This is a genomic window from Acetivibrio ethanolgignens (assembly GCF_001461035.1).
GTDB lineage: Bacteria > Bacillota > Clostridia > Lachnospirales > Lachnospiraceae > Velocimicrobium > Velocimicrobium ethanolgignens.
The window spans coordinates 1-24,657 of sequence record NZ_LNAM01000046.1 but is presented as its reverse complement, the minus strand read 5'-3'; the positions used below and the strand labels follow the sequence as shown (position 1 = coordinate 24,657).

21 protein-coding genes and 2 pseudogenes are annotated in these 24,657 nt (G+C 39.7%); 3 read left to right on the top strand and 20 right to left on the bottom strand.

Features of this window, described 5'->3' with window-relative positions; genetic code table 11:
* Positions 1-15: 15 nt before the first annotated feature.
* From plsX to rimO, 11 genes and pseudogenes are all read right to left on the bottom strand, one after another.
* Positions 16-1,026, bottom strand: coding sequence for a phosphate acyltransferase PlsX (gene plsX / locus ASU35_RS03455; protein WP_058351669.1), 1,011 nt, complete (start codon positions 1,024-1,026; stop codon positions 16-18).
* Between the two features lie 68 nt (positions 1,027-1,094).
* Complete coding sequence (locus ASU35_RS03450) at positions 1,095-2,456, bottom strand: RsmF rRNA methyltransferase first C-terminal domain-containing protein (RefSeq protein WP_058351668.1); 1,362 nt, start codon at positions 2,454-2,456, stop codon at positions 1,095-1,097.
* 61 nt (positions 2,457-2,517) lie between these two features.
* On the bottom strand, positions 2,518-3,297 hold the full coding sequence (locus ASU35_RS03445) for a CheR family methyltransferase (RefSeq protein ID WP_058351667.1): 780 nt from the start codon (positions 3,295-3,297) through the stop codon (positions 2,518-2,520).
* A 4-nt stretch (positions 3,298-3,301) separates the two neighbouring features.
* On the bottom strand, positions 3,302-4,393 hold the full coding sequence (gene rpsA / locus ASU35_RS03440) for a 30S ribosomal protein S1 (RefSeq protein WP_058351666.1): 1,092 nt from the start codon (positions 4,391-4,393) through the stop codon (positions 3,302-3,304).
* The gene (gene ispH / locus ASU35_RS03435) at positions 4,381-5,223 is read right to left on the bottom strand and encodes a 4-hydroxy-3-methylbut-2-enyl diphosphate reductase (RefSeq protein ID WP_058351665.1); all 843 of its coding nucleotides are present in this window, start codon (positions 5,221-5,223) and stop codon (positions 4,381-4,383) included. Before ispH ends, rpsA begins: the two co-directional genes overlap by 13 nt.
* Before the next feature lie 11 nt (positions 5,224-5,234).
* Positions 5,235-5,894: a (d)CMP kinase gene (cmk, locus tag ASU35_RS03430; RefSeq protein WP_058351664.1), complete on the bottom strand. Its 660-nt coding sequence runs from the start codon at positions 5,892-5,894 to the stop codon at positions 5,235-5,237.
* Positions 5,895-5,919: 25 nt separating this feature from the next.
* Positions 5,920-7,176 (bottom strand): annotated as a pseudogene (locus tag ASU35_RS03425) (BaiN/RdsA family NAD(P)/FAD-dependent oxidoreductase); the annotation flags it as partial.
* 80 nt (positions 7,177-7,256) lie between these two features.
* Positions 7,257-7,820: a hypothetical protein gene (locus tag ASU35_RS03420; RefSeq protein WP_058351662.1), complete on the bottom strand. Its 564-nt coding sequence runs from the start codon at positions 7,818-7,820 to the stop codon at positions 7,257-7,259.
* Between the two features lie 76 nt (positions 7,821-7,896).
* Positions 7,897-9,141, bottom strand: coding sequence for a competence/damage-inducible protein A (locus ASU35_RS03415; RefSeq protein ID WP_058351661.1), 1,245 nt, complete (start codon positions 9,139-9,141; stop codon positions 7,897-7,899).
* Between the two features lie 13 nt (positions 9,142-9,154).
* Positions 9,155-9,691, bottom strand: coding sequence for a CDP-diacylglycerol--glycerol-3-phosphate 3-phosphatidyltransferase (gene pgsA, locus ASU35_RS03410; protein ID WP_058351660.1), 537 nt, complete (start codon positions 9,689-9,691; stop codon positions 9,155-9,157).
* 17 nt (positions 9,692-9,708) lie between these two features.
* Complete coding sequence (gene rimO, locus ASU35_RS03405; protein ID WP_058351659.1) at positions 9,709-11,034, bottom strand: 30S ribosomal protein S12 methylthiotransferase RimO; 1,326 nt, start codon at positions 11,032-11,034, stop codon at positions 9,709-9,711.
* A 145-nt stretch (positions 11,035-11,179) separates the two neighbouring features.
* On the opposite strand from rimO, the gene ASU35_RS03400 reads away from it, so the two are divergent.
* Positions 11,180-12,817: a hypothetical protein gene (locus ASU35_RS03400; protein ID WP_058351658.1), complete on the top strand. Its 1,638-nt coding sequence runs from the start codon at positions 11,180-11,182 to the stop codon at positions 12,815-12,817.
* 153 nt (positions 12,818-12,970) lie between these two features.
* Here the strand turns inward: ASU35_RS03400 and ASU35_RS03395 are convergent, their stop codons facing one another.
* The 7 genes from ASU35_RS03395 to ASU35_RS03365 form a co-directional block, all read right to left on the bottom strand.
* Positions 12,971-14,221, bottom strand: coding sequence for an MFS transporter (locus tag ASU35_RS03395; RefSeq protein ID WP_058351657.1), 1,251 nt, complete (start codon positions 14,219-14,221; stop codon positions 12,971-12,973).
* The gene (locus ASU35_RS03390) at positions 14,211-14,807 is read right to left on the bottom strand and encodes a hypothetical protein (RefSeq protein ID WP_058351656.1); all 597 of its coding nucleotides are present in this window, start codon (positions 14,805-14,807) and stop codon (positions 14,211-14,213) included. Before ASU35_RS03390 ends, ASU35_RS03395 begins: the two co-directional genes overlap by 11 nt.
* Positions 14,804-15,652, bottom strand: coding sequence for a bifunctional methylenetetrahydrofolate dehydrogenase/methenyltetrahydrofolate cyclohydrolase FolD (gene folD, locus ASU35_RS03385; protein ID WP_058351655.1), 849 nt, complete (start codon positions 15,650-15,652; stop codon positions 14,804-14,806). Before folD ends, ASU35_RS03390 begins: the two co-directional genes overlap by 4 nt.
* On the bottom strand, positions 15,636-16,697 hold the full coding sequence (locus tag ASU35_RS03380; RefSeq protein WP_058351654.1) for a glycosyltransferase family 4 protein: 1,062 nt from the start codon (positions 16,695-16,697) through the stop codon (positions 15,636-15,638). Before ASU35_RS03380 ends, folD begins: the two co-directional genes overlap by 17 nt.
* Positions 16,698-16,734: 37 nt before the next feature.
* Complete coding sequence (locus tag ASU35_RS03375) at positions 16,735-17,337, bottom strand: TVP38/TMEM64 family protein (RefSeq protein WP_058351653.1); 603 nt, start codon at positions 17,335-17,337, stop codon at positions 16,735-16,737.
* Positions 17,338-17,486: 149 nt separating this feature from the next.
* Positions 17,487-18,011 carry an N-acetylmuramoyl-L-alanine amidase family protein gene (locus tag ASU35_RS03370; RefSeq protein WP_058351652.1) on the bottom strand — a complete coding sequence of 175 codons (525 nt, stop codon included), beginning with the start codon at positions 18,009-18,011 and terminating at the stop codon, positions 17,487-17,489.
* Positions 18,012-18,066: 55 nt separating this feature from the next.
* Positions 18,067-19,443, bottom strand: coding sequence for a uracil-xanthine permease family protein (locus ASU35_RS03365; RefSeq protein ID WP_058351651.1), 1,377 nt, complete (start codon positions 19,441-19,443; stop codon positions 18,067-18,069).
* Between the two features lie 206 nt (positions 19,444-19,649).
* Here ASU35_RS03365 and ASU35_RS03360 point away from each other — a divergent pair, with 206 nt between their 5' ends.
* Positions 19,650-20,930 (top strand): AI-2E family transporter, encoded by a 1,281-nt coding sequence (locus ASU35_RS03360; RefSeq protein ID WP_058351650.1) that lies wholly within the window; start codon positions 19,650-19,652, stop codon positions 20,928-20,930.
* A 264-nt stretch (positions 20,931-21,194) separates the two neighbouring features.
* Here the strand turns inward: ASU35_RS03360 and ASU35_RS03355 are convergent, their stop codons facing one another.
* Positions 21,195-22,427, bottom strand: coding sequence for a transposase (locus tag ASU35_RS03355; protein ID WP_058351649.1), 1,233 nt, complete (start codon positions 22,425-22,427; stop codon positions 21,195-21,197).
* Positions 22,428-22,760: 333 nt separating this feature from the next.
* On the opposite strand from ASU35_RS03355, the gene ASU35_RS03350 reads away from it, so the two are divergent.
* Positions 22,761-23,984: an MFS transporter gene (locus ASU35_RS03350; protein ID WP_058351648.1), complete on the top strand. Its 1,224-nt coding sequence runs from the start codon at positions 22,761-22,763 to the stop codon at positions 23,982-23,984.
* Positions 23,985-24,293: 309 nt separating this feature from the next.
* On the opposite strand, the pseudogene ASU35_RS03345 reads toward ASU35_RS03350, so the two are convergent.
* Positions 24,294-24,657, bottom strand: a pseudogene (locus ASU35_RS03345) (transposase); the annotation flags it as partial.

Below are 24,657 nucleotides of genomic sequence, written 5' to 3'. Positions count from 1 at the left end.
TTTTTTCACCTTTCTTTACTCATTGTTTACTACATTATTTTTTATTTTTTCATTAATCTGCTGTTCCTTAAAGGCAACACTTTGAATAATTGAGTTTTTTACCTCTATGCTCTTGGAGCTTCCATGGGTCTTGATTACAAGTCCATTCAGTCCCAGCATCGGAGCTCCGCCATACTCGGAGGCGTCAAAGGACTTTAAAGTCTTTTTCAGTGCCGGCTTAATCAGTACTGCTCCAAACTTGCTTCTTAAGGTACTCATAAGTCCGTCCTTAATTTTTGTCATCATTGCGGAGCCTACACCTTCGTAGAGCTTCAGAATTACATTTCCCACAAAGGCTTCACATACAATTACATCTGCCTTGCCATATGGAATATCTCTTGCTTCAATGCTTCCTACAAAATTGATTTCATTGCAATTTTTAAGAAGTGGATAGGTTTCCTTTACCAGCATATTACCCTTTTCTTCCTCGGCACCAATATTAACAATCGCTACTCTCGGATTCCTCACTCCCATGACATGTTCCATATAAACAGAACCCATTTTTGCAAATTGAACCAGATGAGATGATCTGGCATCTACATTTGCACCACAATCAATCAAGAGAGAAACTCCACTTAATGTCGGGATTAACGGAGCCAATGGTGGTCTTTCGATTCCCCGGATTCTTCCTACAATCAGCTGTCCGCCAACTAAAATAGCTCCTGTGCTTCCAGCAGAAACAAAAGCATCTGCCTCACCCTTTTTTACAAGGTTCATGGCTACTACAATAGAAGATTCCTTCTTGCGTCGAATTGCCATAACTGGTGCTTCGTCATTCGTAATAACTTCCTCTGCATGGACAACCGAAATCCTATCTGCCGGATATTCGTAATGAGAAAGTGTATCCTTTACAACCTTCTCCTGCCCTACTAGAATTATTTTAATTTTATCGCAGTCCTTTACTGCTTCTACAGCACCCTTTACGATTTCCTCTGGTGCATTATCTCCACCCATGGCATCCACAGCCACTTTTACAAATTCTTCCATTCATTCGCCACCTTATGCTATTTTACCTACTTACTTAATATACTAGATAGTATCCTAAAAATCAACTACTAATTTTTACGAAGTCCTTTCGGGTAATGATTTTTCATAATTCCTCCGGAAAGCTTTCCCCAGCCAATGCTATAATCTCCGGCACAAATCAGATACCAGCCCTTTTCTCCCTCTGCCTGAAACGTCTCACCACGAAGATACGCATGAATTTCTTCTCCATCTGCCAAAAGCTGTAAACTATTTTTTACCTCAGAAGGTTTCAGGGCCAGTGCCAGAGCATGGGAGGGCTCAAACCGATTTTTTTTCATCGTTCCCAGATGTAGTCCTGGTCTTAACACTCTTAGTCTGTGAAGGGATGGAAGCTCGTCAGGAGCTATATACAGCTGTTCTCCAAAACGAATCAACTTTCCCCTTGGAGGTATTTTCAGATATTGCTTTGCAAATTCAAAATATTCCTTGCACTCCTTTTCAGAAATCCCCTTTTCTACCAGTGGCTCTTTTCCCACTGTTCCTGATAAATCTCTTTCCAATACAGCAACATAATGACCCTCACCACGGAGCTTGTGAGGCCAAAGCCGAAGGGTTCCTTTTATTTCTTCTATGGGCTCTTCCATCCAGGTCGACTCTCCAGCCGCCATTCCATCCCATTTTTTTACTTCTTTTATCGTAAAATCCGGATGATTTTTTAAAAACCATCCAACTATATTTTCATTTTCTAAAGGGGCAAAGGTACAGGTCGAATATACCAGCCTTCCTCCTGGCTTCAGCATATTAGAGGCACATTGAAGGATCTCCTGCTGACGGCTGGCACAAAGCTCTACATTTACCGGACTCCACTCCTGTCTTGCCTCTTCATTTTTCCGGAACATACCCTCTCCCGAGCATGGTGCATCAACCAAAATCCGGTCAAAATAAAGCGGAAACGCCTTTTCCAGTGCCTGAGGCGTCTCATTGGTAACCAAAGCATTCCTTACTCCCATCCGCTCTATATTCTCTGAAAGAATCTTTGCCCGGGCTGGATGAATTTCATTACATACCAGAAGTCCTTCTCCCTGAAGCATACAAGCGGCCTGGGTACTCTTACCACCAGGAGCTGCACATAGATCCAGAATACGTTCTCCCGGCTGTGCTTCCAGATAAGTCCCAGGAGCCATTGCACTTGCCTCCTGGATATAATAGACTCCTGCTTCATGATAGGGATGCTTTCCTGGCTGTTCCCCATCCCCATAATAGTAGCCTGCTTCACACCAGGCTACCGGTTCTAACGAAAATTTCTTTTCTGATAGAAAGTTCTCTTTTTTTGCTTTTAAAGTATTAATTCGCAGTGACTGCCATTTTTTCTCATCATAGCTGGAAAGAAATGCTGTATATTCCTCTCCCAACATATTCTTCATACGATTTTCAAATTCCTTAGGAAGCATAGCTAAACTCCTCCTGTATCAAATACAAATGGCGGAATTGCAATGAATTCCGCCATATCTTTTATACCTTTTTGTAGAAAAATGATTTCTGAGACACATAGCCTAAATTCTGAGGCTGAATAATCTGCTCTGTGCTGCCAACAAAAAGAAGACCATTCTTTTTAAGGGAGCCGTTGAACCTTTTATAGATATCCTCCTTTGCCTCTTCCGTAAAGTAAATCAATACGTTTCGGCAAATAATCATATCGCAGCCGGTTGGATATGTATCCTTCAGAAGATTGTGCTGTGAAAAATCAACACATTTCTTTACCTTATCGGATATTTGATAGGTTTTATCATTAATCTGCGTAAAATATTCCTTAATAAACTCCTTCGGAAGCCCTCTCAGACTCTTTTCGTTATACAGTCCCATCCGGGCCTTATCAAGAACCTGCTTGTCAATATCCGTTGCAATAATTTTAATATTGCTCAATGGCATAAACTTCGCCAGAAGCATAACTAAGGAATATGGCTCATCACCGGTTGAGCAGGCTGCACTCCAGATTTTCAGCCGATTGCCAAACTGTTTTATCAGCTGTGGGATAATTTCCTTCTCCAAAAGCACCCACTGCTCCGGATTCCGATAGAACTCAGATACATTAATCGTCAGATAATTGACAAATTCATCAAAAGCCTCTTTATCTGTCTTTAAAAGCTGTACATAGTTTTCATATCCTTTTACAGAGCGTTTGGAAATCAAGGCATCAATACGCCGCTTCATCTGACGCTCCTTATAAGCATTCAAATCAATTTTTGTTAATGTGAATACCTGCTTTTTGAATCCTTCATAATCCATTACCATAGGCTTATTCCTCTGTCTGTGTTTCCCCTTCTGGAGCCTCCTCCTGCACTAACAGGGCTTTCATGCTGATGCTGATTTTCTTATCGTCATTGTTAAAATCAACAACCAAAGCTGTGATTTCCTGACCAATCTTTAATACATCAGCTGGCTTTTCAACATGTTCTCTGGAAATCTGGGAAACATGAAGAAGTGCATCTACACCTGCCTCTAACTCTACGAATGCACCAAAATCCGTCATTCGTGCAACCTTACCGGTTACCTCATTACCTACTGCATACTTCTCAGAAGCATTTAACCATGGGTTAGCATCCTCAAACTTTAAGCTGAGGGCAATCTTCTCACCCTGGATGTCCTTAATAAGAACCTTAATGCTGTCGCCAACCTTGAATACCTTCTTAGGATTTTCAACTCTGCCCCAGGACATCTCAGAAATGTGAAGCAGACCGTCAACACCACCTAAATCAATAAATGCACCAAAGTCAGTTACATTCTTAATAACACCTTCTACTGTATCGCCAACCTTAATCTTAGCAAACAGTTCCTTCTGAAGCTCCTGCTTCTTAGCAACTAACAGCTGCTTACGGTCACCGATAATTCTCCTTCTCTTTGGATTAAACTCGCTGATAACGAACTCAATCTCCTGATCCTTATACTTGGACAAATCCTTCTCATAAGTATCAGATACTAAGCTTGCAGGAATAAATACTCTTGCCTCATCTACAACAACACTTAAACCGCCATCTAATACAGCAGCTACTGGTGCTGTTAAAACCTCTTTACTATTGAAGGCTTCTTCTAATCTCTTGTTACCCTTTTCTGCAGCAAGTCTCTTATAAGTAAGGAGAACTTGTCCTTCTCCGTCGTTTACCTTGAGAACCTTTGCTTCCATCTCGTCTCCGATTTTTACAACCTCTCTTAAATCCACATTTGGAGTGTTGGTATATTCACTTCTTGAAATGATACCATCGGCCTTGTAACCTATATTCAGGATGATTTCGTCTTCTTTTACACCGATTACCGTGCCCTTTACTACCTCTCCATTATGAATTGTTACTAATGATTCTTCCAATAACTGTTCAAAACTCATTTCTGACATGCTATTTGGACCTCCTTGATAATATTTTTTGGGGTCGATGCCCCTGCGGTAATACCTACGCTACGAAACGATTTAAGCATCTCTAAATCCAGGTCAACGAGTGTCTGTATATAATAAGTATCGGCACATTCGCTTTTACATATCTCCACAAGCTTCTGTGTGTTCGAACTCTGTTTACCACCTATTACAACCATCGCGTCGGAATTTTTCGCAAGCTGCCTTGCCTCATTCTGCCGCACCTCTGTAGCGTTGCAAATTGTATTTAAAGCAAGTATATCATAACCCTTTTTTGAAAGAATTTCAACTAAATCTTTAAATTTCTTGTAATTAAATGTCGTCTGTGCCACCAGGCAAAGCTGCCCAGAGCCCAAAAACTCATAACTTTCGGCTTCCTGGGCCGTTTCTATCACAGTACATTTCCCACTGCACCAGCCTATAATTCCCTGTACCTCCGGGTGATTGGCACTACCGATAATAATAATTTCCTCTCCCTTATCACTATGCTCCATCACTGTATTATGAATTTTCTTTACAAAGGGACAGGTAGCATCTATAATCCGGAACCCAGAGGACTGCATCTGCTCATATTCTGCTCTGGATACACCATGGGAACGGACAATTATGGTTCCCTTTTTCAGAGAAGACAGCTCTTCAAGAGAATTAATTACTACAACTCCTCGGTCCTTTAAATCAGAAACCACTTCATCATTATGGATAATGGGGCCATAGGTATAGACCCTCTCTCCTGTTTTAATTTCCTCATATACCGTATCCACAGCACGTTTTACGCCAAAGCAGAAACCGGCACTTTTCGCTACGGTTACTTCCATATCAGCTCTCCTTATCTTCTGCACAAACCGATGATTTCCTCTGTTACCTCCTGAATGGTCATATCAGAGCCATCCAGCAAAACAGCATCCTCAGCCTTTTTAAGCGGTGAAATCTCACGGTTCATATCCTGCTCATCCCGGGCAATAATGTCTGCCTTAATTTTTTCGATATCACAGTCTTCTCCCCTTTCTACCAGCTCCTTGTGTCTTCTTCTGGCACGTTCTTCTACACTGGCTGTCAGATAGATTTTTACATCTGCCTGTGGAAGAACACAGGTGCCTATGTCACGGCCATCCATAATAACATCCGCTTTTTTTGCCAGCTTCTGCTGCAAATCTACCAGTTTTTCACGAATCTTTCCATTCCTTGCTACAGCAGAGGCCATCTTTCCTACTTCTTCGGTACGAATCAGCCCGTTTACATTTTCTCCATTTAAAATAACCTGCTGCTCCCCATTTTGGTACTCAATCGTAATATCTACCTCTTTGCAGGCAGCTTCAAGTCCTTTGGTATCCTCACTGCTGATACCCTTTCTCAGCATAAACAACGCCATTGCCCGATACATGGCTCCGGTATCTACATAGATAAAATTAAGCTGCTTTGCTGCCTGTCTTGCTATTGTACTCTTTCCGGCACCTGCCGGTCCATCAATTGCTACATTAAAGCTCATATATTTTCCTCATTTCTTTTTATTTTTACCCCTCTGCTGCTGCAACACCTGCTGCATAGCCGGTAGACCATGCAATCTGTAAATTAAAGCCGCCGGTCACTGCATCCAGATCCAGAACCTCTCCTGCAAAATAAAGTCCCTGTATCAGCTTGGATTCCATGGTTGATGGGGTTATCTCCTTCACCCGGATGCCGCCTCGGGTAATAATTGCCTCTTTATATTCCCGAAAGCCCTTTACTTCCATTTCCATATCCTTTATAAGGGAAACCAGCCGCTTACGCTCTTCCTTTGTAATCAGATTTACCTTCTTCTCCGGAGCAATACCGCTCAAGGTGATGATAACAGGAATCAGCTTTCTTGGCAATAGCTCATCCAGAGAATTTCTGTACTGCTTATTTGCAAATTTACTGAAATCCCGAAGTAACCGCTCATCTAACTGTTCCTCTGAAAGAGCTGGCTTTAAATCCAGATGAAGAACCGCCTTTTGTTTTTTCAAAAGATACGGTGCCAGATAACTGCTTCCCGTTAAAACCAGAGGCCCGCTGACGCCAAAGTGCGTAAAAAGCATCTCCCCTTGTTCTTCATATACCGTCTTTTTTCCACACCGAATCTTAAGGGCAACATTTTTTAAAGAAAGTCCCTGCAAATCTTTATAAAAATTCTCACAAATCTCTATCGGAACCAGTGCCGGTGAGCACTCGCTAACTGTATGTCCAACCTCCTCTGCCAGACGGAAACCATCTCCGGTAGAACCGGTTGAGGGATAAGACAGGCCCCCCGTTGCTACAATGACACGGTCAGCTGAAAGCTCCTGCTCTCTTCCATTTTCCTGAACAAGAACTCCCTGTACCATAGCATTCTCTATCAAAAGCTTTTTGGCTTCACAGTTAAAGTAGCAGGATACCCCCAGCCGCTTTAATTCTCTTTGTAAAGCAGAAATCACATCAGAGGACTTGTCTGAAACCGGAAATACACGGTTTCCACGCTCTACCTTTAGCTTTACTCCCAGCTCTTCAAAAAATTCCATTGTCTGTTCATTTGTAAAGCTATAAAAGGCACTGTATAAAAATTTTTCATTGGAGCGTATGCTCTGAAACAGTTCCTCCATATCACAGGCATTTGTCACATTGCAGCGTCCCTTTCCTGTAATGTAGAGCTTCTTTCCAAGTTTTTCATTTTTCTCCAGAAGCGTAACCTCGCTTCCTGCCCTGGCTGCCACAATTCCTGCCAGCATGCCGGCAGCTCCGCCGCCAATAATAATTACTCTGTTCATCGTTATACCTTTCCTGCCGGATGAAAAGAAAAAGGCTGTCTTATCTTAGGCAATAATACCCTAGAAACCAAGACAGCCAAAACCTTTACTTATTCACTTGCATAAACCTCATCTATTCCAAATATCATGTGTCCACTCTCGTAGGGGCCATCCTCTACGCGGAAAATAACTTTTTTGCAGCCCTCTACGTTGTCAATCAAACTATCAGAAATACAGTTTAATATCGTCTCCTCTACTCCAGAGCCTACACCAGCAACCGGTGCTGTGTCCTTCTGGAAGCTTACAATTACCGCATCTCCTTCCTGAACCACGCTGTAGATGCCAATCTTCAAAGAATGTTCCTCTAACGACTTTACTGAAGCCTTTACTACAGCCTCTGCTGTCAGTTCTTCTTCAACCTCTACAATAACCGGTTCACTTTCCAAAGTATCATCATTAATGGTATAGATGGATATTTCTTTTTTTTCTGTGTTTTGTTCCGGGTTCTTCGTTTCCTGTGATGCCACCGGCGTCTCTGTCACTGCCGGTGCAGGTGTCTGTGTCTCTACAGCAGAAGTCGTCTGTACATCATCCGCCTTCTGACAGCCTGAAAAGCTGCACACTGCAAGAGTACAAATCACACCAAATATAATATAGCCTTTTCGAATCCTCATGTCAATCACTCCTTTGCCATTAGCGTAAGCTATCCTTATGTCAAACTTATGGCAAAAATAAAAATGATTTATGAATTTACTGTAAAATTCCTCTTCTGATAAAATCCAGGGCACGAACTACCACCATATCCCGAATTTTCTGACGATTTCCCTTGAGTCTTAGCTCCTCTACCTCACATTTTCCCTCTACACAGCAGCCTACATATACCAGTCCTACCGGTTTTTCCGGAGTACCTCCGTCTGGTCCTGCAATTCCTGTCACTGCAATACCAACATCGGCTCCGGTAGCCTGGCAGATACCCTCTGCCATTTCTTTGGCTGTCTGCTCACTGACAGCTCCATAGCTTTTCAGGGTTTCTTCCTTTACTCCCAGACGCTTATGCTTAGCCTCATTAGAATAGGTCACAAAGCTTTCGTCCACCACCGAAGAAGCTCCAGGCACGTTAATCAGGGTAGCAGCAATCAAACCACCAGTAATGGATTCTGCCGTTGCAATCTTTTTTCTTTGCTGTTTTAAAAGAGAAATAACTACTTCCTCTAAGCTCTCCTCTTCCTTGGTCGTATATACATTATCCCCAAACCGCTTTTTTAGCTCTTCTACCACAGGAGCAACCAGCTGCTTTCCTTCTTCTTCCGAAGCAGCCCTTGCTGTTACTCTGAAATGTACCTCTGCCGTTTTCGCATAAGGGGCAATTGTCGGGTTCTCCTGGCCTTCAATCAAATCCAGAACCATGGTTTCTGCCATACTTTCGCCAATCCCACAGACCTTTACCATTTCTGAATACAGGACGACCTCCTGCAGCTTAGCTAAATATGGTCCAATGTCATTTCGGAACATCGGCTTTAGCTCATTGGGTGGTCCCGGCATTAAAATCAGCCGTTTTCCTGCGGGAAGCTCTATAATTTCTCCCGGAGCAATACTATTTTTATTATCTACAACAATGCAGCCTTCAATTACCTCTGCCTGTCTCCAGTTATTTTCTGCAACCCTGGTATAATCCTCGCGACCCTTAAAATATTCGATAATTCGCTGACGTGAATGTTCATTCATTACAATGCTCCGGCCTACAAGCTTTGCCACTGCTGCCTTTGTCATATCATCCTTTGTTGGTCCCAGGCCTCCGGTCAGAATTACAATATCAGAACGTTTAAGTGCCATCTTAAGGGCCTCTAAAAGCCTATCCTCATTATCACCAACAACGCATTGGTGATATACCGATAGTCCAAGCTTCGCACATTCCTGGGAAAGAAAGGCTGCATTGGTATTTACAATATTTCCGAGAAGAATCTCTGTTCCTACACTGATAAGCTCTGCTGTCATGTTTATCGCTTCCTTATTTTGTATTTAAGATTTTTCGGTTCTTATATAAATAATCAATCAGGGATACTACTGTCAGGATCAGAGCAAGATAAATAAATACCTGTTCAAAAATACTAAACCAGATATACTCCAGATGCACAATCAAAAGTACGGACATAACCATCTGAGCCGCTGTCTTGAATTTGCCCCAGTAGCTAGCTGCAATTACCACTCCCCCATCGGAAGCAACGAGACGGAAGCCACTGATAATGAACTCACGGCTGATAATGATAATAACAATCCAGGCCGGCATAAGCTTAAGCTCTACAAAGCAGATTAATGCAGAGCAGACTAACAGCTTATCTGCCAGCGGGTCCATAAACTTTCCAAAGTTGGTAACCAGATTATATTTTCTGGCAATATGTCCATCCAAAGCATCGGTTAATGAAGCAAGTACAAACACAGCTGCTGCCAGATATTTTCCATTCGGAATTCCCTCCACCAGCATAAACACCAGAAATACCGGTATTAAAAGTGTCCTGACAATCGTAATTTTATTTGGTAGGTTCATAATAGTATACCCTCCCGTTACTGAATTAATTCACCAATTAAATCATAATCTTTGGCATCGGTCACATAAACAGGCACAAGCTCACCAGATAAGAGCTCCCGTTCCGAATTCACAAAAATATACCCATCCACCTTTGGTGCATCCTTGTAGGTTCTTCCAATATATACGCCATCCTCCGGTAAAGAGCCCTCAATCATAACCATAAGCCTTCTGCCTTCGCTGTCCTCTGCCTTTTCAAAGGCAATTTCCTGCTGCAGCTCCATCAGCTCCTGCTGGCGGCGGCATTTTACTTTTTCGTCAATCTGGTTTTCCATTTTCGCTGCTGCTGTATTTTCCTCTGGTGAATAGGTAAATACACCTAGCCGGTCAAATTCCATAGCATCCACAAAATCCAAAAGCTCCTTATGATCCTCCTCGGTCTCTCCCGGGAAGCCGGTAATCAGCGTTGTTCTAAGGCAGATATCCGGAATTTCCCTTCTGAGCCTTGTAACAATCTCCACAAGCTCTGCCTTACTGGTCCTTCTGCCCATCCGCTTTAAAATTGAATCTGCACAATGCTGTATCGGCATATCCAGGTAATTGCAGATTTTATTCTCTTCCCTGATAACCTGAATCAGCTCGTCTGTAATCTCCTCCGGATAACAGTATAAAAGCCGTATCCACTCAAGACCGGAAATCTTGCACAGCTCCCGTAAAAGCTCTGGAAGCTTCTTCTCCCCATAAATATCTTTTCCGTAAAGAGTGGTCTCCTGAGCAACTAAAATCAGCTCCTTTACACCATTCAGAGCCAAATAAGAGGCCTCCTCCAGAAGCTTTTCCATTGGAACACTTCTGAAGTCTCCACGGATCTTTGGTATAATACAGTAGGTACAATGCTTGTCGCACCCCTCTGCAATCTTTAAGTAGGCATAATGACCTCCTGTTGTAGTTATCCTGGTAGTTTCATTCTTTGGAAGATAGCTAAGCTCCTCCAGCTTTTCATAATTCTTTCCATTCCAGGCTGTCTCTACTGCTTCAACAATATGTTCATAAGCAGTCGTTCCAATAATCGCATCCACCTCCGGAAGCTCTTCCTTTATCTCATCATGGTAACGCTGTGCCAGACAGCCTGCTGCCACTAGCACCTTTACCTTTCCTGTTTTCTTAAGCTCCCCTATCTCAATCAGGGTATTGATGCTTTCCTCCTTTGCATCATGTATAAAGCAGCAGGTATTTACTACAACCGCCTCTGCTTCATTTTCATCATCCGTTATTTCCCAGCCTCTGTCCCGGATTAGTCCCAGCATAACCTCACTGTCTACCAGGTTCTTATCGCAGCCCAGAGAAACAAATAATAGCTTCATTCGTTACATTCCTTTCTTTCTTACATAACTTGTATTCTACCAGCTTTTTTTCTAAAAGGAAATACCCAAATCATAAGTTTTTCTTTAACTTTCCTAAAATTAGTGTTATCATTAGAGAAAATGCTATATGTGGAGGTTTTATTTTATGAAAAAATTATCGCGTATTTTGCTGCCCCTCATCTTTCTTCTGGTGATTGGCAGTATCTGCTATTACATTTATTTACCAGCGGTTAATATCCATTCCCGTGACTTCTGGATATTTTTATTTATTCTTTTCGCAATTATGACCGCTGTTGCCCTTATTTTCGGTAGCCGCCCAAGGTTAAAGCAAAACGGCAAAAATCTGGAAATGAATCTGGAAAGCCCGGCCAAAAAGAACCCTGTATTCAAGCTTTTCTTAAGCCTTACTTTGGTTCTTTTAGCCGTATATGCCATCGGAAGTTTGTTATCCTCTCCGATTATCAATGCTAAAAAATACCGGGATTTAATCAACATAGAAACCCGGGATTTTTCCCAGGATATCGAACAGATTTCCTATAGCGAGATTCCACTTCTGGATAAAGACTCTGCTGCCCTGTTAGGCTCCCGTAAAATGGGAAGCATGGTAGAATATGTATCTCAGTTTGAGGTCGCAGATAACTATGCACAGATTAATTTAAACGATGCTCCGGTCCGGGTCACACCATTAAAATACGCCAGCCTGTTTAAATGGCTTACCAACCGCAAGGACGGACTTCCAGCCTATATTAAAATTGATATGGCTACCCAGAATGCCGAGTGTGTTAAGCTTTCTTCTGGTATCAAATATTCCGAGTCTGAGCATTTCGGACGTTATATTTACCGCCACTTAAGATTTAATTATCCGACCTATATCTTTGATACCATTAACTTTGAGATTGATGAGGAAGGTACTCCTTACTGGGTATGCCCGGTTAAGGACTTTACTATCGGTCTTTTCGGTGGCCAGACCGTTAAAAATGTAGTTCTGGTTAATGCAATTACAGGAGAAATGACAAACTACAAGGTAGATGAGGTTCCTACCTGGATTGACCGTGTATATTCAGCTAACCTTTTAGTTTCCTACTATGATTACTATGGAACCTTAAAGCACGGCTTCTTAAATTCCATTTTCGGTCAAAAGGACTGCTTACAGACAACGGAAGGCTATAATTACATTGCCCTGGATGATGATGTCTGGGTATATACCGGTGTTACCAGCGTCGTCAGTGATGAATCCTTAGTTGGATTTGTTCTGATGAATCAGCGTACTGCAGAAACCCGCTATTACTCTATCTCCGGTGCAAAGGAATACTCTGCCATGGCCTCTGCCGAGGGTAAGGTACAGAACTTATCTTATGTAGCTACCTTCCCACTGCTTTTAAATATTTCCAATGAGCCAACCTATTTCATTGCCCTTAAGGACAGTGCCGGTCTGGTTAAGAAATATGCCATGGTAAATATTGAAAAGTATACCATTGTAGCTATTGGTGATACGATAGCCGAATGTGAAAAGGACTATGTCACCCAGCTAAAGCAGAATAATATTTCTGCTGAGATTTCCACCGAAGATACGAAAACAATTACCGGTGTAATTGAAAAAATTGCCGACTGCGTCATCGAAGGCAATTCGCACTACTATGTACTGTTAAAGGGCCGTAGCGGTATCTATGATGTCAACGTCGGTGAGCATATCGGCATCGTAACCTACCAGGAAGGCGATACTATCCGTCTGGAATATACGGAAGGCTCTGAAGTCAATACAGTAACGGGTATTCTGAAATAAAAGTTTGCAAAGGAATGGCTCCTGTACTTCTTCCTATGAGAGCGTACAGGAGCCATTCTTTCTCTACTTTTTCACAATTTTCAATCTATACCTTTGGTATCGTCATAAAATCAGCCTCCCTAAAGTATGATAGGGAGGCTAAAATGTCAATATCTACACACTCCTGTTGTATATCTTTTTCACTGCTTCTCTACCTTGATACATTACCAGCCACACAGCAGCCAGATTAATCAATGCAAAGCCGATAATAATTCTCCGTTCCGGGAAAAAGTCACCCAGGGCACCTGCCAGAAGCTGGCCTACGATGCTGCCACAGGTACAGGCCATATTAAAAATACCATTAAATCTTCCTCTTTTATCATCCGGAATATAGGACTGGGTCGCTGAAATACGGATATTGTAAGAGGTTACTCCCATAATTCCCGTAATAAAATAGGTAAGCATCATCAGGTTTATCGGCAGGTACAGCCGGAAAATATCTAAAAAACTGATGGTTGTATATACCGTTAATGCAATCATAAATTTCTTATCTGCCGGGTACTTAAAGCGGTAATGAATCATGCCTCCAGCCAGACGCCCTATAACACCACAGCCGGTTACTATCGTATACAGTGTAACTACATCTACTGCTGTATGAAAGTATTGGGGGTGATTTTTAAAAAACGGCAGTATCAGTGTCTCTATCGCACCACCGGAAAATATCGTAATACAAAAATAAACAGTGATAATGAAAAGCCCCTTCTCTGCAAGCAAATACTGCAGTCCTTCCCTAAAGTCACGTCTGTAGGATGCAGCATCAAAATGCTGATATTCATTCTTTATATGCTTCTCCTTATAATCAATCTGTGTTTCAAAAACCGCTGCAATAAAAAAGGTAACTGCATTAAATAAAAACAACGGAGCCGCCGTTCCAAAATAACTGTACGCAAAAGAAGCCACTGGCACCATAAAAGCTGCCAGTGGATATATCATACTGGATATGGAATATGCTTTTGAAAAATTACCTTCGCTGACCAGATTCGGGTACAGGCTGTCATAAGCCACGGTATAAATACCATCAATGGAACCCACCAAAAGGCAGACCAGCAAAAATACTCCGTAATGAAAAAATCCCTGTCCCAGTACCCAGAACATAATCAGATAGATACCGGAGCTCAAAAAATCCAGTATATAGACTACCCTTTTCCTGGAAAAACGATCTACATAAGGACCTGCCAAAATCGGTGTTATTATCTTTGGCAGATTATATACCACCATAAATAATGCATATAAAAATGTAGATTCTGTATAATCCAGCACCAACAGACTGATGGCAAAGCCTGATACCGCATTGCCCAGCATAGAAACAACCGTTCCAAGGGTAATAATCGTAAAGTTTTTCGTCCAGAGCCGGTTATGATTCATCTTTTTTTCCCAGCCTCCTCCATGCCTTTCCCATCGCTCTCTTTATCGCCTGAAAATATCTGGTACGGATAGACTCCTTATATTTTCCAACAAACAAATCATCGATAAAACTTAAAATACAACGGGCATCTTTGGGATTGGCCATATCCCGAAGTCCCGCTTCCAGATTTCTTCGTATCCGGTACATCGCACGGCTATGATCAATGGCCGTTATAAGTTTACCGTGATCAAAAATAAGCTCCATAAGCTTTTTATATCCGTAAAGAGGCTTGTATTCTGCATATCTCTCTAATAGCTCCCGTACAAGCAATACACTTCCATTATAGCTTAATGGTATATGTAGATCTTCCTTTTTTATTATTAGCTCCTTTTGTTTGCTGTAAGCCTCAAAGCCTTCTAGATAAAGTACAAAATCTTCTATCTGATAGCTGCCTCTTATGAAAAGCTCTTCCTTGTTCTGTTTCTGGGAAAGAAGCCCCAGCTCCCACGGGCAAAAAAGCTCCCCTTTTTCTATCATCATAACAGAAAAACTCTGCTCATGATAAAAAAACATCTCTGTCGTTTCCTGCATAGTTACATTTTTCATTTGTATTCTCTCTCCACTGCCCAAAGGCAATTGTACATTAACATAGAAATCGTCATCGGACCAACGCCACCCGGTACCGGTGTAATGGCTCCTGCAACCGACTCTACCCTTTCAAAATCCACGTCACCACAAAGCTTATTATTCTCATTCCGGTGAATGCCCACATCTATCACACAGGCTCCCGGCTTTACATATTCCTCTGTAATAAACCTTGGTTTTCCGATAGCTGCCACCAGAATGTCAGCCCTTTTTGTAACTTCCTTTAAATTCTTTGTTTTAGAATGGCAGACCGTTACCGTTCCATTTTCCCGTAATAGAAGCATCGACATCGGTTTTCCTACGATGTTGCTTCTTCCGACAACAACACACTCTTTTCCTGCTATCTCAATGCCAGAACGCTTCAAAAGCTCAATAATCCCTGCAGGAGTGCAGGATACAAAGCCCTCTCTTCCAATACTTAAAGCACCTACGCTCTGAGGATGAAAACCATCCACATCCTTCTTTGGACTAATAGTTTCTATTATCTTATCCTCTCGGATATGAACAGGAAGCGGAAGCTGCACTAAAATGCCATTTACACTGTCATCTTCATTCAGTTTTTCTACTAATGCTAACAGTTCATCCTCTGTCGTTTCCTCTGGAAGCTCATAGGCGAGGGAGCAGATTCCTACATAATCACAGGCCTTTTTCTTATTTCCCACATAAACAGTGGACGCCGGATCACTTCCTACCTGCACTACTGCCAGCCTAATCTCCCTTCCCTGTGCTTTCAGCCTCTCTACACGTTCCTTTACCTCATCCTTAATTTCACCAGATATTCTTTTTCCATCAATAATGTATGCCATTTACTCTATCTCCCATTAGTTTCTTATACTGACTATTATTATAAACATAATGGTGCTCCTTGGCAACTATATAAAATTCTTTCCATAATCCGGCAATTCTTTCTTCCGAATAATAAGCACTTCCCCGCTTAGCAGCCTCTCTTAGTAGCTCCATGGCTGGTGGCTTTTTTTCCCACCGCTGGATTTTATCCCTAAAATCTTCCAGATTTTCTCCATATTCTACAAAATCGAAAAGTACATTCTGATAGATTGGAAGCTTCCGTACCAGAACCGGTGTATGACAGCTCCAGGCCTCTAAAATCGTCATTGGAAACAGTTCCTCGTAGGACGGCAGAAAAAACAAGTCTACCTCCTGATAAAGCCTTTTCATGGCTTTTCTATCTACAAGTCCCAGAAATTCTAAATTTTCCGGTGGATTTTCGACAGCCTTTCTGATTTCCTCATACCCTTCTGAAATCTTACCAAAAGCAAAATTTCCAGCCCATAAAAAGCGTACCTGGGGAAGCTCCTCAGCCAGACGTATTACCTCCAGCACACCCTTTCTCTTCTGAAGCTGCCCTGCACAAAGAACCGTAAAACGGTCATTCTTCTTTTTTTCCTTTGCCGGATAAAATTCCAAGGCAGAAACAAAATTAGGAATGTATGTTACCTTATCCTTTGGAATACCATATTTTTCAAGTTCATTAATAAAATACGGATTTACAACCACCAGCTCATCCATTTCCTTATAAAACCGAATTACATACCAGTAAAAAATCCTTCTCATCCAATTCGGAAGATGAATACTATTTTCCAGTGTTTCAGGCAAAAAATGTACATATCCTACTCTCACCCGGCCTCTTAATTTCGCCCACAGAGCATGGAAAAAATATTGTAGATTAATGGTATGATAATGATTCACCTCTCCCATCACTCTGTCATCCTCTGTTACAAAGCAGGTATCTGAAAGTCTTGTTTTTACCAGCCTTACCTGCTCATCATGGGCTGAAAGTACCCCCTGTCCCTTTACGGTGTGTGCTTTTGAAAGCATGTTTATATAAATCATCTTAACTCTCCTTCCTCCATTTTTAATTCTTCTCCGTCTAGGCTAAAAATTTCATGATCTGTTCAAAGCCCATTGTCAAAGCAAAGCTGTATGCAGCTAAAGCAGCTGGTTTCCCCAGCAGAATAATAACAGAGAATTTCTTTACCGTCATTTTTGTTAAACCAGCTAAAAAGCAAAGAAAGTCATCTGGTGCTACCGGAAAAAATATTGCTGCTGCAAACAGCGTATCAAAGCGTTTTTCCTTTTCCAGCCAGCTTTGATATTTTTCAAAGTGCTCTGGCTTGGTAATTTTTTTCACAAAGGGACGCCCATACTGCCTGGCCAATAAAAAAGCCCACAGGGAACCAAGACAGATTCCCAGGTAGTTATAGATAAATCCCATAACCGGTCCAAAGGCCATTACACCAACCACACAGCCCAGGGAACCCGGAAGCACCGGAATTACTACCTGTACCGCCTGAAAGGTAATAAAAAGCACGATGCCCCATAGTCCACCCTTTTCTATAAAAGAGCGAAAGCTTTCTGCTGACTGGAAAATCCCTATCCGAAAGCCCAGGATTACAAGCACTAAGAGAGTCAGCATACCTGCAATAGTCGCCCCATTCATCAGCTTTTTTATATCAAGGATATTCTGCTTCATCTATATTTCTCCTTTCTTTTGTTCCTTCTGTTATCTCTAACGAAACAGTTCCTTCTTTATCTTCATTTATCATATCCTAGAAAGCTTACTATTTCTGTAAATTTTTTTTTAAAGAATTCTTAAGATTTTATAACTACAGTGTGGCATTACTAAATTGACCGTAAAATTCCTTGGGCAATTGCATTTGCTGTTTCATAAAAGGATTCATCAAAAATCTCATTATCCTTGTCGCTGTCGATAAAACCAGCTTCTACTAAAACTGCAGGCATCTGGCTTTGCCGCAGCACTGCCAGATTCTGTCTTACTTCTGTTCCCAGGTTTTGAAACCCGACCTCAGCAAGCTCTTCATTGATATTATTTGCGATTGTTTCCTTGATATCTCCTGTATTATAAATCAGCGTCTGTACTCCATTATAGGTATTCGGTGCATAGGCTGCATTCCGGTGGATGGAAACCAAAAGGTCGGCTCCACTGTTATTTGCAATTCTGGCTTTTGCCGAAGGACTCTGGTAAATATCCTCTGTCCGAGTAAAGGCCACATCTACTCCATTCTCTTCCAGAATCCTTCCTACCTCTAAGGCAAGCCTTAGTGTATCATCCTTTTCTCTTCTTCCTTCATAGGTTGCTCCATTATCAAAACCGCCATGTCCTGCATCTACCATTACTTTAAACATAAAAAACTCCTGATTCACTCTTTTTATTAAGATATGAATCAGGAGTCAATTTTGTTTATTTTTCAGAAGAAACTCGCTTTACTTCCATATCCTTTGGAAGTATTAGATTCAGAGCCATAGCGATTACAAATACACCAGCCACCGGATTGCCCCCAAAAATATCATTTACCATCTTTGGAAATGCACTGTAGATACCTGGTACCTGAGTAAATCCAATTCCAATGCTAATTGCCAATGCTGCAATTACCGTATTTCTCTGTGTAAAACCACATTTGCTCAGCATTGTAAAGCCGCTGACTACAATGGTACCAAACATCATAATAGTACAACCTCCCAATACCGGCTGCGGAAGTGTTGAGAAAAATGCTCCGATTGGCGGGAACAGTCCCGCAAGAATAAGGGTCAGAGCACCAAACATAATGGTATAACGATTAACTACCTTTGTCATAGCTACCAGGCCTACATTCTGGCTAAAAGAGGTAATCGGTGTACATCCAAAGCAGGCAGATACAGCACTTAAAAATCCATCACAGGCTAAAGAACCAGAAAGCTCCTTTTCTGTAATATCTCTTCCCAGTCCACCGGATACTACTGCTGTTGTATCACCAATTGTCTCTGCTGCCGATACTAAAAATACTACCAATACTGCAATAATCGCTCCAATATTAAACTGTGGTGTATATGGCATAAATCTTGGGAGGGATATGTAGCCTACCTCATCAATGGTAACAGCAAAATTACTAAAATCTACCATGCCCATAACTGCTGCACAGGTATATCCTACTACAAGACCAAACAATACATTTAACTGTTTCCAGAAGCCCTTGGCAAATAAATTAAATAAAATACATGCCAGCAAAGTTACAGTACCAATTATCATATTCTCTATAGAACCAAAATCCTCTACATAACCGCCACCAAAGGATCTTGCACCTACGGAAAGCAACGAAAATCCGATGGTTGTTACTACACAGGCTGATACAATTGGTGCCACAAACCGCCTCCAGTACTTAACACAAAGTCCAAGGCAACCTTCAATACAGCCTCCGACAATAATTGCCCCTATCATTGTCTCATAATTAAAGGTACTTGCTACATACTGCAATGATGCTAGAAAGGTGAAGCTTACTCCCATGACCACTGGTAACTTAGCTCCCACTCTCCAGATAGGATACAGCTGAATCAGTGTTCCCAATCCGGCAATAAACATCGCAGCCTGTAGAAGCATCGCCTGATCTACACCCGTAATACCAACGATATCTGTTCCAGCAAGCTTTGCTACTGCTGTTACCATAAGAATTGGTGTCAAATTGGATACAAACATCGCCAACACATGTTGAAGTCCAAAAGGAATCGCTTTTGCTATCGGCACTCTGCCATCCAGCTGATAAATGTTGTCAATACTGACATTGTTATTTGTTGTTTTCCCCATAGTTTTTATTTATCCTCCTTTTTTGTTAATACTATAACATATCTTTTATAAAAACACAATATTTTTTATCATTGTTGACAAAAATTTTTTTGTTTTTTCTATTTTTTTATTATTTTCTTCCAGTATTGGTTTTTTTCTCTCTATCTGCTATAATAATTACAGAATACATTTATCAAAATTTTATGTCAGACAGGAGGTCTGTTATCATGATACATGATTTAGAAAATGAACCAAAAAAACAGGGATTCCGGGCTTATTTTACAGTAGGAGTAGTTTCCTTTCTGGTTATTGCTGCAGCCGTAATCTTCTTTTTTCTTTTATTCCGCCTGGATACGATACGTTCCTTTTTTCATAAGCTCACAGGGATACTTCAGCCAATTATAATTGGTTTTGTGATAGCTTATCTTCTTTCACCGATTATGGATTTTTTTGAACGGCAGCTTATCCGATTTGTTCTTTCTAAAAGTAAAAAGGATACCGTAAGCTCCCGTATCTCTTCCTTTATCCGTGGTATCGCCATTTTTCTTTCTCTCCTGATAGCCTTCTTCCTCATTTATATTTTAGGAAGCCTGATTATTCCGGAGATATATGTCAGTATCACTGGAATTATAAAGGACATGCCTGGACATATTGATATGTTCACCAACTGGATTAATCATACCCTGGATAACAACCAGCTTGTAGCCTCCTATGTTAAAGAAGGCATTGTAAAAATTACTGACTACTTTGAAAACTGGGTGGAAACCGACCTTTTATCTAAGGTTAACACCTGGGTAAACTATTTTGCTACCGGCGTTATTGGCATTATCAATATCATTAAAAACCTATTGATTGGTATTATTGTTTCCGTCTATATTCTGATAGAAAAAGAACATTTTGCAGCTCAGGGGAAAATGATTATTTACGCCCTTTTTAAAACGCATCCGGCCAACGTTATTATCGAAACTCTCCGCCAGAGTAATAAAATTTTCGGTGGCTTTATCATGGGAAAAATTATCGATTCCATGATTATGGGTGTTCTCTGCTTTATTGGACTGAGTTTTTTTAAAATGCCATATACCCTGTTAGTCAGTGTTATTGTAGGCGTTACCAATGTAATTCCATTTTTTGGTCCTTACTTTGGAGCTATCCCAAGTGCTATTTTGATTTTATTTATTGACCCAATGAAGTGCCTGTATTTTCTAATCTTTATTCTGGTTCTTCAGCAGATTGACGGCAATATCATTGGCCCTACCATTTTAGGAGACTCTACCGGTCTTTCTGCCTTCTGGGTTATCTTTTCTATCCTTGCAGCAGGTGGTCTGTTTGGTCTCATCGGTATGCTTATCGGTGTACCGTTTTTTGCTGTTGTTTATTACATTGTCAGCACCTATATTGAATACCGGCTTTCCTGTAAGAACCTAAAAAGCACCTCGGAGGCTTACCGTCAGCTAGAGCATATTGATATAAAAACTGGAAAATCCATTTATAAGGACAAGCTATCCTAAAAAGGAGTATCGCAAAATAACTAAAAGCTAGTTATAGAGCGATACTCCTTTTTTACCTGTATTTATAAGAAATTCTGATTTTTAAGCAAAACGATGAATGAAACTTATTCTGCACTTATGGATTCAACCTTAATTGTATATCCCATAATCTCGCCAACTTCGGAACAATATCCTTTTACTTTGATTTTCTGACCTTTTCCAAGATCTGCAACCTGACTTATTAAATCATCATTTATTCTACAGGTAATAAGCGTGAAGGATATATCATGTTCGCCAGTATTCAGAAGCAGATCTGTAGCACTTACCTGTATAAAGAAGAAAACAAAAATGGCAGATGATGAAAGTGTAAAAATTAATTTTTTCGAAAAGTATCTTATAAATTCTCTTAGAACATTCCTTCAATTCCAACATAAAAATAGTATCATCTTTTTCTGAGTTTATTATTGCAATATAACCTGCCACAAGGTTTGCAAATAAATTTAAATTTCGGATAGATTGTAATGACATAACTCTCAAATCTTCTAATCCAAATTGTTGTCTCTTAAATTTAAAATATTCCTCTATACGCCATCTCATCAAATATACTTTTGTAATAATCATACAAAGTTTTTTCTTTTCTGACGATTTTAAATTTGTAAGCAATAACATAGGTTCTTTTCCAAAACCATATACAACAATTAGTCCTAAATTCTGTTTAGGAAATTCACATAAACTTACTGGAATGTAACTAATTTTGCATTCAATTTTTTTGCCATGCTTATCCATAAAATCCATTCGATAATTCCCTTTATATTTTTTTGCAACATCCATAATATTTTGCGTTTGGTTTTTATAAATAATACTTCGATTCTTTTTTGCACGAATAACGAATTTTTCATTATTTTTTAAGAAATACTTGTAATATTCATTTGCATCAAAACCTCTATCAAGAGTACGAACACAGCTTTTACTAAAATGTTCCGACAAAGACTTTAGGCAGTTAATATTTTCATGTGTCATACTTACAAATCCACTTTCAGCTGTGGAAAAAACTTTTTCATAAACAGATATAGGCATCTTTTTATCTTTAGATAAAATAGCTGCTTCTATAGTAAAATATCCCTTTCTGATTTCACCAGTACTTCCATCACGTACATCCGAAATAGCTTCCATCTGGGGACTACAAGGCTTTGTAATATCAGAATTATCTATAACAATAACAGAATTTTTTTCATCTGTTATTGTTTTGACTTCTGAAATATAATTTTCCATAACAAGATTTTTCTCGGAGAAATGATACAGATTTCTTGAAAGACAATCTATAGTTTTTTTCAGAGTAATTTTCTCATTTAAGGAACGAGCAATTTCACTCAAATGAATTTTATTGCCTGCTAAAATACCATATAACATTTGTACCACAAATTTGCTTTTGGGTTTTTTTAAGTTTTTTGAAATTTTTTCAGAAAATTTAGATAAATCTCTTTTAATCTCATATCCTAATCTGTTATAATTAATCATGCAAAAACACTCCTTTGTTTTATTATTTTATGGTGATTTAATTATAACATTTATGGTGGTGTTTTTGCTTTTTTATTTACATAAACAAGTGGACTAATTTTGTACATTTTATTTGTTACAAAAAATGGGGAAACTCAAATTCGAAAAAATATTGACAAAAAAAAACTTATTCACTATACTATATCTCGATAACACGCTGAAGCAGTCACGCGTTATCAAAATGATGAATTCAAAATTGGAGAGGAGGATTGTATATGCATATTATGGGTCTTTTAAGCAGGGTTGGAATCGGTAACCTTGAGTTTAATGTTGAAAGGGTGGCATTAAGTAAAAATGAAAATTGTAAAATGTGTGGACAATACAGATAGCTCTGTGATTTTTTATTATGTGGCTTTAGCTCTAAAAAGTGCAGCTATTGCGATGCCCCATGCTTTTTTAACGTTGATTTTTTTGGATAAAGGCATGGACTATTCCCAAATAGCAATGATACAGGCATTTTATTCATGTGGTGTGGTACTGTTTGAATACCCCTCTGGAGTTTTGGCAGACAAATATCCCAAAAAAAATATTTATCTAATCTCGTCCTTGTTACTGATGCTTAGCTACCTTTTGATTCTTAGTACGGATAATTATTGGTTTCTTATTCTTACTTGGTTTATATATGGCATTTCAACAGCTATGGAAACGGGAACAATCGATTCTGATATTATAATTTGGATTAAAGAGAACAAGGATAAAGAAAAAGTGTCGAATGCGATTGGGAGCTTCATTAGTACTATGAGTCAGATTTCCTCGATATCAGCTATTGGTGGAGCCTGCTTAGGATTTGTATTACATAGAATAATAAATACGGATATTTATTGGGTAATGCTTGGTATTGTGCTTCTTAATGTGTTGCTGATTGTTGTGTTTTACAGAATTCCGAATCGGGTGGATAAATCAGGGAACCGAAGTATACTTATCATTGTAAAAGATTCTTTAAGAGAGATAAGAGAAACAAAGCAATTAAGATATATGCTGATATTATTTGCGTTATTTCAAATGTTTTTACAAGTTCATTATCAGCTATGGCAGAGCCTGTTTATCGAATATGGAATCAATTCAGATTGGTTTATATGTATTTACCTTTCCTTTCAGCTTATTACCATATTAGCTTATAAGGCTCCTGTAAATAAATTGTTTAGGAATACTTCTGTACCGATTTTTATGATTGCAATAGTAGCTGTGGCATTAATGTTTCTTATAAATAAGCCGATTCTACAACTGTTTCTTTATGCAGTCCCGGTTTTTGCAATCACAATAGCGGCTTATTATACAGAAATAAAATATAGTGAAATTGTTAATGTTGGAAACATATCTGCAATTACTTCACTATTATCAACTGTTATGAGAATATTTGGATTCGCGATGCTGATAATTTCCAGCCGCTTTATCGCACACTTTTCGATTAGGATATTGTTCCTAATCATACCGATATGTGTGTTCAGTGCAATATGCTTTATACTGGATAGATATATTATTTGGGGAAATTCAAAAGCATCCAAAAAAATGGAGTAAAAGACGATTAGCAAAATTATATCAGCTGACTAAAGGGGCAATTATATATTTATAATAAGGGGTTAGTTGACTATTTTATTGACGGATATAAAAATCCTAAAAAGAGAGTTCCATACCAACTGCCTCCCTTATTATAATAAAGATAGTATTCCTTTGGATACAAAAGGAAAAGAAAATAAAAAGCTTATCTTACAAATTATGTGAGTTTATTGGATTAATTCAATTATGGCTATATTACTCAAACTTCGCACATAGATTTTAGCTATGCACCTTGAAAATTCAATATCTGGCAGTAATTAAGTTATCAATGAGCATCATATATCTCGTAAAAATAACGGCTACATGAGCAGTCATTGCATCATAGGAAAGAGAATTACATTCTTTACCAAGTCTGAGATAGCTTTTACAGACTTTAAAGAATACTTCGATATCCCACCGCTTTCCGTAAATACGGATGATTTCATCCTCATCTATTGTGATATCAGTGGAAATGATACAGAGATATTCCTTACGGTTGTTTTTATTGCGAACATAAACTACCTTAGCGGGTATAGCTTCTCCATCTTTGATGACATCTACCATGACAGATAATAGATATCTTGATTTGCCACGGCGCTTCTTATTCTGCTTATAAATTTCAGGTAAAGAAATGTCGGTACCGTTGTAACGGAAA

What these genes read in the sequence shown, in the direction of transcription:
- rimO (WP_058351659.1), bottom strand. Translation starts at nt 11,034, where the DNA reads ATGAAGCTATTATTTGTTTCTCTGGGCTGCGATAAGAACCTGGTAGAC.
- ASU35_RS03450 (WP_058351668.1), bottom strand. Translation starts at nt 2,456, where the DNA reads ATGCTTCCTAAGGAATTTGAAAATCGTATGAAGAATATGTTGGGAGAG.
- ASU35_RS03365 (WP_058351651.1), bottom strand. Translation starts at nt 19,443, where the DNA reads ATGGGGAAAACAACAAATAACAATGTCAGTATTGACAACATTTATCAG.
- ispH (WP_058351665.1), bottom strand. Translation starts at nt 5,223, where the DNA reads ATGGAAGTAACCGTAGCGAAAAGTGCCGGTTTCTGCTTTGGCGTAAAA.
- ASU35_RS03360 (WP_058351650.1), top strand. Translation starts at nt 19,650, where the DNA reads ATGATACATGATTTAGAAAATGAACCAAAAAAACAGGGATTCCGGGCT.
- ASU35_RS03415 (WP_058351661.1), bottom strand. Translation starts at nt 9,141, where the DNA reads ATGACAGCAGAGCTTATCAGTGTAGGAACAGAGATTCTTCTCGGAAAT.
- folD (WP_058351655.1), bottom strand. Translation starts at nt 15,652, where the DNA reads ATGGCATACATTATTGATGGAAAAAGAATATCTGGTGAAATTAAGGAT.
- rpsA (WP_058351666.1), bottom strand. Translation starts at nt 4,393, where the DNA reads ATGTCAGAAATGAGTTTTGAACAGTTATTGGAAGAATCATTAGTAACA.
- ASU35_RS03380 (WP_058351654.1), bottom strand. Translation starts at nt 16,697, where the DNA reads ATGATTTATATAAACATGCTTTCAAAAGCACACACCGTAAAGGGACAG.
- ASU35_RS03400 (WP_058351658.1), top strand. Translation starts at nt 11,180, where the DNA reads ATGAAAAAATTATCGCGTATTTTGCTGCCCCTCATCTTTCTTCTGGTG.
- ASU35_RS03420 (WP_058351662.1), bottom strand. Translation starts at nt 7,820, where the DNA reads ATGAGGATTCGAAAAGGCTATATTATATTTGGTGTGATTTGTACTCTT.
- plsX (WP_058351669.1), bottom strand. Translation starts at nt 1,026, where the DNA reads ATGGAAGAATTTGTAAAAGTGGCTGTGGATGCCATGGGTGGAGATAAT.
- ASU35_RS03370 (WP_058351652.1), bottom strand. Translation starts at nt 18,011, where the DNA reads ATGTTTAAAGTAATGGTAGATGCAGGACATGGCGGTTTTGATAATGGA.
- ASU35_RS03445 (WP_058351667.1), bottom strand. Translation starts at nt 3,297, where the DNA reads ATGGTAATGGATTATGAAGGATTCAAAAAGCAGGTATTCACATTAACA.
- ASU35_RS03355 (WP_058351649.1), bottom strand. Translation starts at nt 22,427, where the DNA reads ATGATTAATTATAACAGATTAGGATATGAGATTAAAAGAGATTTATCT.
- ASU35_RS03390 (WP_058351656.1), bottom strand. Translation starts at nt 14,807, where the DNA reads ATGAAAAATGTAACTATGCAGGAAACGACAGAGATGTTTTTTTATCAT.
- cmk (WP_058351664.1), bottom strand. Translation starts at nt 5,894, where the DNA reads ATGAGCTTTAATGTAGCAATTGATGGACCGGCAGGTGCCGGAAAGAGT.
- ASU35_RS03395 (WP_058351657.1), bottom strand. Translation starts at nt 14,221, where the DNA reads ATGAATCATAACCGGCTCTGGACGAAAAACTTTACGATTATTACCCTT.
- ASU35_RS03375 (WP_058351653.1), bottom strand. Translation starts at nt 17,337, where the DNA reads ATGAAGCAGAATATCCTTGATATAAAAAAGCTGATGAATGGGGCGACT.
- ASU35_RS03350 (WP_058351648.1), top strand. Translation starts at nt 22,761, where the DNA reads ATGAAAATTGTAAAATGTGTGGACAATACAGATAGCTCTGTGATTTTT.
- pgsA (WP_058351660.1), bottom strand. Translation starts at nt 9,691, where the DNA reads ATGAACCTACCAAATAAAATTACGATTGTCAGGACACTTTTAATACCG.